The following is a 5,992-nucleotide window of genomic DNA, read 5'->3' as shown; positions in this document are numbered from 1 at the left end:
AGCCGAGGCCCGAACCGACGGTCGACACCGCGCCCGAGCAGGCGCCCCGGCCCCCGGCCAAGCCCGTGCCCGAGCCCGCGCCTGAGCGCACGCCCCAGCCGACGGCCGAGGCCGCGCCCGAGCGGACGCCCGAGCCCCCGGCCGAGGCCGGGCCCGAGTCGGTGGGGGCGCCTCGGGTGGGAGGCTCGGTGGAAGCCGCGTCCGTGCCCGTGCCGTCGACCGAGGCCACGGGGAAGGGTGACGCGCGGTTCACCGTGCGGCTGGCCAACTTCGAAGGGCCGTTCGACCTGCTGCTCCAGCTCATCTCCAAGCACAAGCTGGACGTCACCGAGGTCGCCCTCTCCCACGTCACCGACGAGTTCATGGCGTACATCCGGTCGATGGGGCCCGACGGGGACCTCGACCAGACCACCGAGTTCCTCGTCGTCGCCGCCACGCTGCTCGACCTCAAGGCCGCCCGCCTCCTCCCCGCCGCCGAGGTCGAGGACGAGGCCGACCTGGCGCTGCTCGAAGCCCGCGACGTGCTGTTCGCGCGGCTGCTCCAGTACCGGGCGTACAAGCGGATCGCGGAGATCTTCAGCGGCCGCCTCGACCACGAGGGCCGCCGCTACCCCCGTACCGTCGGTCTCGAACCGCACCACGCCGAGCTGCTGCCCGACGTCGTGCTCAGCATCGGCGCCGAGGGGTTCGCCAAGCTGGCCGTCAAGGCCATGCAGCCCAAGCCGAAGCCCCAGGTGTACGTGGATCACATCCACGCCCCGCTCGTCAGCGTCCGCGAGCAGGCCGGCATCGTGGTCGCCCTGCTCCGCGAACGGGGCGTGGCCACCTTCCGCGAGCTCGCCGGGGACGCGGCCGACACGCTCACCGTCGTCGCCCGCTTCCTCGCCCTCCTGGAGCTCTACCGCGACAAGGCCGTCGCCCTCGACCAGGAGGACCCCCTCGGCGAGCTCACCGTCCGCTGGACCGGCGGCGACGCCGAGGCGACCGTGTCGGACGAGTTCGACCGGGCGGCGCGGCAGACAGCGCAGCGAGCAGCACAGGAGCAGGAGGACGTGTGATGGAGCTCAAGCCCGCCCTGGAGGCCGTCCTGATGGTCGTCGACGAGCCCGCCACCGAGGAGCACCTCGCCAAGGTCCTCGGCCACACCCGCCGTGAGGTCGCCGACGCCCTGCGGGAGCTCGCCGACGCGTACGACCGCGAGGGCCGCGGCTTCGAGCTGCGCGCCGTCGCGGGCGGCTGGCGCTACTACACCCGCCCCGCCTACGCCCCCGCCGTCGAGAGCTTCGTCCTCGACGGCCAGCAGGCCCGCCTCACCCAGGCCGCCCTGGAGACCCTCGCCGTCGTCGCGTACCGCCAGCCCGTCAGCCGCTCCCGGGTCTCCGCGGTGCGCGGCGTGAACTGCGACGGGGTCATGCGCACCCTCCTCCAGCGCGGACTGGTGGAGGAGGCGGGCACGGAACCCGAGACAGGTGCGATCCTGTACAGGACGACGCACTACTTCCTGGAGCGGATGGGCCTGCGCGGCCTGGACGAGCTCCCCGAGCTCGCGCCCTTCCTCCCCGAGGCGGACGCGATCGAGGCCGAGACGCAGGAAGGGTCGCCGTCGTTCGATCCGGACGCACCGATGCCGGATTCCGAGGACGCAGACGACAAGACGGAACTTTGATGCGAAGCAGCAGCGGCAGGAACAGCAGCGGAAACAACGGCGGGAGCCGTGGTGGCAACAGCGGCGGCCGCGGCAGTGGCGGTGGCCGCGGCAATTACCGGGGTGCCGGTAACAGCCGCGACGACAAGCAGGGCAGGCCCCGCAAGCCCCGCCCCGAGGAGCGGAGCTACGACGTCGGCGGCACGTCCGACGGCCCGAAGCGGGGCCGTGGCGCCGCCGCGCGCGGGGGCGCCAAGGGCGGGCCCCGTCAGTCGCCCCAGCGCGGCGGCGGCCGCACGGCTCCGGCGCGTCCGCGTGAACTGGACGCCCGGATCGAGGAGCGCAACCGCGAGCGGTACGCGAACAAGCCGCAGCTCAAGACGCCCAAGACCTTCCCCGGCGCCGAGCAGGAGGGCGAGCGGCTGCAGAAGGTCCTCGCCAGGGCCGGCATGGGCTCGCGGCGCGCCTGCGAGGAGCTCATCGACCAGGGCAGGGTCGAGGTCAACGGCGAGATCGTCATCGAGCAGGGCACCCGCGTCGACCCCGACAAGGACGAGATCAAGGTCGACGGGCTGACCGTCGCCACCCAGTCGTACCTGTTCTTCGCGCTGAACAAGCCCGCGGGCGTCGTGTCGACGATGGAGGACCCGGACGGCCGTCAGTGCCTCGGTGACTACGTCACCAACCGTGAGACGCGGCTCTTTCACGTCGGCCGGCTCGACACCGAGACCGAGGGCATCATCCTGCTCACCAACCACGGTGAGCTGGCCCACCGGCTGACCCACCCCAAGTACGGCGTGAAGAAGACGTATCTGGCCGCCATCACGGGTCCGCTGCCGCGCGAGGTGGGCAAGCGGCTCAAGGACGGCATCCAGCTGGAGGACGGCTACGCCCGCGCCGACCACTTCCGGGTCGTCGAGCAGACCGGCAAGAACTACCTGGTCGAGGTCCAGCTGCACGAGGGGCGCAAGCACATCGTGCGTCGGATGCTCGCCGAGGCCGGCTTCCCGGTCGAGAAGCTGGTCCGCACGGCCTTCGGCCCGATCGCGCTGGGCGACCAGAAGTCGGGCTGGCTGCGCCGGCTGACGAACACCGAGGTCGGCATGCTGATGAAGGAGGTCGGCCTCTGAGCCGTCCCGCCCCGAAAGCCCGCGTCCCCCTGGGACGCGGGCTTTCTCGCTTGTGCGCACCCGCCGACGGACTTTATAGTCAAGGTGACTCTTAAAGAGTCGCGGGGTGCGGCGCTCGCCGGACCTGGGCCCACGGGGGTGGACCAGGTCCCGGGCCCGCACCCGCCCCGCCCGACCACCCGGAGCAGCGATGAACGCCGCCGCGCAGGTCCCCGACGGATACGACCCGTACGCCTTCGCACCGTTCGCCGTCACCGTCGACCTCGCCGTCTTCACGATCCGCGACGACCTGCTGCACGTCCTGCTCGTACGGCGCGGCGAGGAGCCCTACAAGGGCGCCTGGGCCCTCCCCGGAGGCTTCGTCCTGCCCCGCGAGTCCGCCGACCAGGCCGCGCGCCGCGAACTCGCGGAGGAGACCGGCCTGTCCGACGCCACCGCCGCCCACCTCCACCTGGAGCAGCTGCGCACCTACAGCGAGCCAGACCGCGACCCCCGGATGCGTGTCGTCTCCGTCGCGTACACCGCCCTGGGCCCCGGCCTCCCCGAGCCGCGCGGCGGCGGCGACGCGGCGCACGCCCAGTGGCTCCCGTACGGCACCCAGGGCCGGCTGGCCTTCGACCACGACACGATCCTCACCGACGCCCACGACCGCGTCGGCGCCAAGCTCGAGTACACCTGCCTCGCCACCGCCTTCTGCCCGCCCGAGTTCACGCTCGGCGAGCTGCGCCAGGTGTACGAGACGGTGTGGGGCGTCGCACTGGACCGCCCCAACTTCCGGCGCAAGGTCCTCGCCACACCCGGCTTCGTCCGGCCTGTCGAGGGCCCGCCGCGCCTCACCGGCGGACGGGGCAAACCGGCCGCCCTCTACCGCGCGGGCGACGCGACCGCCCTGCACCCACCCCTGCTGCGACCGGAAGGACACGACACATGATCACCGCCAGGACCACCACCAAACAGGCCGCCACCGGGGCGCTGACCGGGCTCGCGCTCGGCGACGCCCTGGGCTTCCCCACCGAGTTCGACGACGTCCCGTCGATCCTCGCCAAATGCGGCCCCTGGCGCGGGATGGACCTGCCCAGGCCGGCGATCGTCACGGACGACACCCAGATGACCCTCGCCCTGGCCCGGGGCATACGGACCGCCATGGACCGCGGCGTCCTCGCCCCGCTGCGGCTGACCCGGCCGGTACGGGACGAGTTCGTCGACTGGTACCACTCGCCCGAGAACAACCGCGCCCCCGGCAACACCTGCCTGGTCGCCTGCCGCCGGCTGGACAGCGACCGCCCCTGGCAGGACGCGAGCCAGCTCGGCTCCAAGGGCTGCGGCGCCAACATGCGGGTCGCACCCGTCGGCCTCGTACCCGGGCTGAGCGAGGAGCAGCGGGCCGGCGCCGCGCAGCTCCAGTCCGCGCTGACGCACGGGCACCCCACCGCGCTCGCCGCGTCCGACCTGACCGCCCGGGCCGTGTACCTGCTCGCTCAGGGCACCGAGCCGCAGGCCCTCGTCGGGCTGCTCCGCTCGTACGCGTACGACAACCGCTCCCGCTACCACGAGAAGTGGCTCGGCGACCTGTGGACCCGCGCGCAGGACCCGAGCGCGCGGCACTTCATCACGCGCGGCTGGGACGAGTGCCTGGCCGCCCTGGACCGGCTCGACGCGGCCCTGCGCACCCCCGACCCGGAGACCGACCCGTGCCTGCTCACCGGCGAGGGCTGGATCGCGGAGGAGGCCCTGGCGACGGGCCTGCTCTGCTTCCTGCTCTTCCCCGACGAGCCGGTCACCGCCCTGCGCCGGGCCGCCTGCACCAGCGGCGACTCCGACTCGATCGCCTGCCTCGCGGGCGCCTTCGCGGGCGCCCACCTGGGCGCGGACGCCTGGCCCAAGGAGTGGGCCGAACGCATCGAGTACCGCAGCGAACTCCTGACCCTGGGCGCCCTCTGGGACGCTTGACCACGTACGTTTTCGTCCCGCGCCTCGGCGCTAGCCGGCGCTCCCGGCGCTCCCGGCGCGGGGGTGTACGACGTGCTGCACGACTTCGTCGTCCGCTTGCGCGGCGGCGAGCGCTGAGCGCAGGCGGGTGCGGTAGAGGAAGTCCTCGACCCGGGGCCGGTCCGGCTCCTCCGGCAGGGGCGAGCCCGGCAGCGCCGCCTCGGCCTCCTCCACCAGGCGGGCCATCCAGGCCTCCACCCGGGCCCACGGGACCTCGCCGCGCTTCACCTCCAGGAGCCGCTCCCGGTCCTCGCCCACGTCCACGACCAGCTCGCCCGTACGCAGCAGGTCGCGGCAGCTCGTGAGGAGCCGCAGCAGGTGCATGGCGTGCTTCCAGCGCGGCTCGCCGTACTGCCGGACGTCCGCGTCCAGCTTGCGGCGCTGGCCGTACGCGTACCGCGCGAACGTCCCGTGGGCCCGCCGCGACAGGAACGCGCCGCGCAGCGCCAGCAACTCGCGGCCGGTGTCGTCGGCGTACTCGACGAGCGGCGAGTGCAGGCACTCCAGGATGTTCGGGTTCGCCCGCAGGGCGAGCTCGCAGAACCGTTCCAGCTCCCAGCTGAACTGCTCCTCGGCGGGCCCCTCCACATGCGTGGGCGGCTTGTCGAACCGCCACTGCAGCGGCGTCGGCGCCAGGAAGACCCCGCGACGGTCGGTGTCGCTGCTCTCCGTGGCCAGCCCGAAGGCGCGGGACCCCATGACACAGGAGTAGACCGTGTGGTCGCGCACCAGCACCTCCGGTGTGATGGCGCTGATGACGACGTCGCTGTCCTTGATCTCGTTCCGGCGCATGGGCCCCGACCCTACGCCAGCCGGATGCTGCCCCCGGAGACGGTGATCTCACGCTCGGGCAGCGGCCTCGTGGCCGGCCCCGACGCCACCGACGCGTCCGCGATGCGGAACCGGCTGCCGTGGCAGGGGCAGCGGATCAGACCGTTCACCACCGAGCCGACCGTGCAGCCCTGGTGGGTGCAGACCGCCGAGAACGCCTTGAAGTCGCCCGCCATCGGCTGCGTCACCACGACCTTCTCGTCCGGGAAGACCGTGCCGCCGCCCACCGGGATGTCATCGGTCTTCGCGAGCTCCTTGCCGCCGGACGGGCCGCCGTCGCCGCCGTCCCCGCACCCCGCCGCCATCGCCGCGGTCGCGGTCAGGGCGCAGGCGAGCACGGTACGACGCCGGGGCGGAGGCGCCGGCGCAGCCGCGGGCGTGGGCGCGGGCCCCGGCC

The 5,992-nt window shown here is 73.4% G+C and carries 7 protein-coding genes; 5 read left to right on the top strand and 2 right to left on the bottom strand.

The features are described 5' to 3' along the window. From HTZ82_RS01110 to HTZ82_RS01090, 5 genes are all read left to right on the top strand, one after another. A partial coding sequence (locus HTZ82_RS01110; RefSeq protein WP_254711545.1) for a segregation/condensation protein A occupies positions 1–1,058 on the top strand: 1,058 nt, incomplete at its 5' end. Next, positions 1,058–1,666 (top strand): SMC-Scp complex subunit ScpB, encoded by a 609-nt coding sequence (scpB, locus tag HTZ82_RS01105; RefSeq protein WP_175407341.1) that lies wholly within the window; start codon positions 1,058–1,060, stop codon positions 1,664–1,666. The genes HTZ82_RS01110 and scpB, both read left to right, overlap by 1 nt. Then, positions 1,666–2,775, top strand: coding sequence for a pseudouridine synthase (locus HTZ82_RS01100; RefSeq protein WP_175407340.1), 1,110 nt, complete (start codon positions 1,666–1,668; stop codon positions 2,773–2,775). The genes scpB and HTZ82_RS01100 overlap by 1 nt, the downstream gene beginning before the upstream one ends. A gap of 190 nt (positions 2,776–2,965) precedes the next feature. Further along, positions 2,966–3,706, top strand: a complete 741-nt coding sequence (locus tag HTZ82_RS01095; protein ID WP_175407339.1) for an NUDIX domain-containing protein — start codon at positions 2,966–2,968, stop codon at positions 3,704–3,706. Continuing rightward, positions 3,703–4,725 (top strand): ADP-ribosylglycohydrolase family protein, encoded by a 1,023-nt coding sequence (locus tag HTZ82_RS01090; protein WP_175407338.1) that lies wholly within the window; start codon positions 3,703–3,705, stop codon positions 4,723–4,725. The genes HTZ82_RS01095 and HTZ82_RS01090 overlap by 4 nt, the downstream gene beginning before the upstream one ends. A gap of 30 nt (positions 4,726–4,755) precedes the next feature. Here the strand turns inward: HTZ82_RS01090 and HTZ82_RS01085 are convergent, their stop codons facing one another. Both HTZ82_RS01085 and HTZ82_RS01080 read right to left on the bottom strand, forming a co-directional pair. Beyond that, the gene (locus HTZ82_RS01085; RefSeq protein ID WP_175407337.1) at positions 4,756–5,556 is read right to left on the bottom strand and encodes a DNA polymerase beta superfamily protein; all 801 of its coding nucleotides are present in this window, start codon (positions 5,554–5,556) and stop codon (positions 4,756–4,758) included. 11 nt (positions 5,557–5,567) lie between these two features. Beyond that, complete coding sequence (locus HTZ82_RS01080) at positions 5,568–5,900, bottom strand: Rieske (2Fe-2S) protein (RefSeq protein ID WP_175407342.1); 333 nt, start codon at positions 5,898–5,900, stop codon at positions 5,568–5,570. Positions 5,901–5,992: the final 92 nt, after the last annotated feature.

The organism is Streptomyces sp. TRM64462, from assembly GCF_013362995.1.
GTDB lineage: Bacteria > Actinomycetota > Actinomycetes > Streptomycetales > Streptomycetaceae > Streptomyces.
Note: the sequence above shows the minus strand (reverse complement) of the source record. Positions and strands in the feature narration are given on the sequence as shown.

Excerpts from the sequence above, each read along its gene's own strand:
- scpB (WP_175407341.1), top strand. The coding sequence starts at position 1,058 with ATGGAGCTCAAGCCCGCCCTGGAGGCCGTCCTGATGGTCGTCGACGAG.
- HTZ82_RS01100 (WP_175407340.1), top strand. The coding sequence starts at position 1,666 with ATGCGAAGCAGCAGCGGCAGGAACAGCAGCGGAAACAACGGCGGGAGC.
- HTZ82_RS01095 (WP_175407339.1), top strand. The coding sequence starts at position 2,966 with ATGAACGCCGCCGCGCAGGTCCCCGACGGATACGACCCGTACGCCTTC.
- HTZ82_RS01090 (WP_175407338.1), top strand. The coding sequence starts at position 3,703 with ATGATCACCGCCAGGACCACCACCAAACAGGCCGCCACCGGGGCGCTG.
- HTZ82_RS01085 (WP_175407337.1), bottom strand. The coding sequence starts at position 5,556 with ATGCGCCGGAACGAGATCAAGGACAGCGACGTCGTCATCAGCGCCATC.
- HTZ82_RS01080 (WP_175407342.1), bottom strand. The coding sequence starts at position 5,900 with ATGGCGGCGGGGTGCGGGGACGGCGGCGACGGCGGCCCGTCCGGCGGC.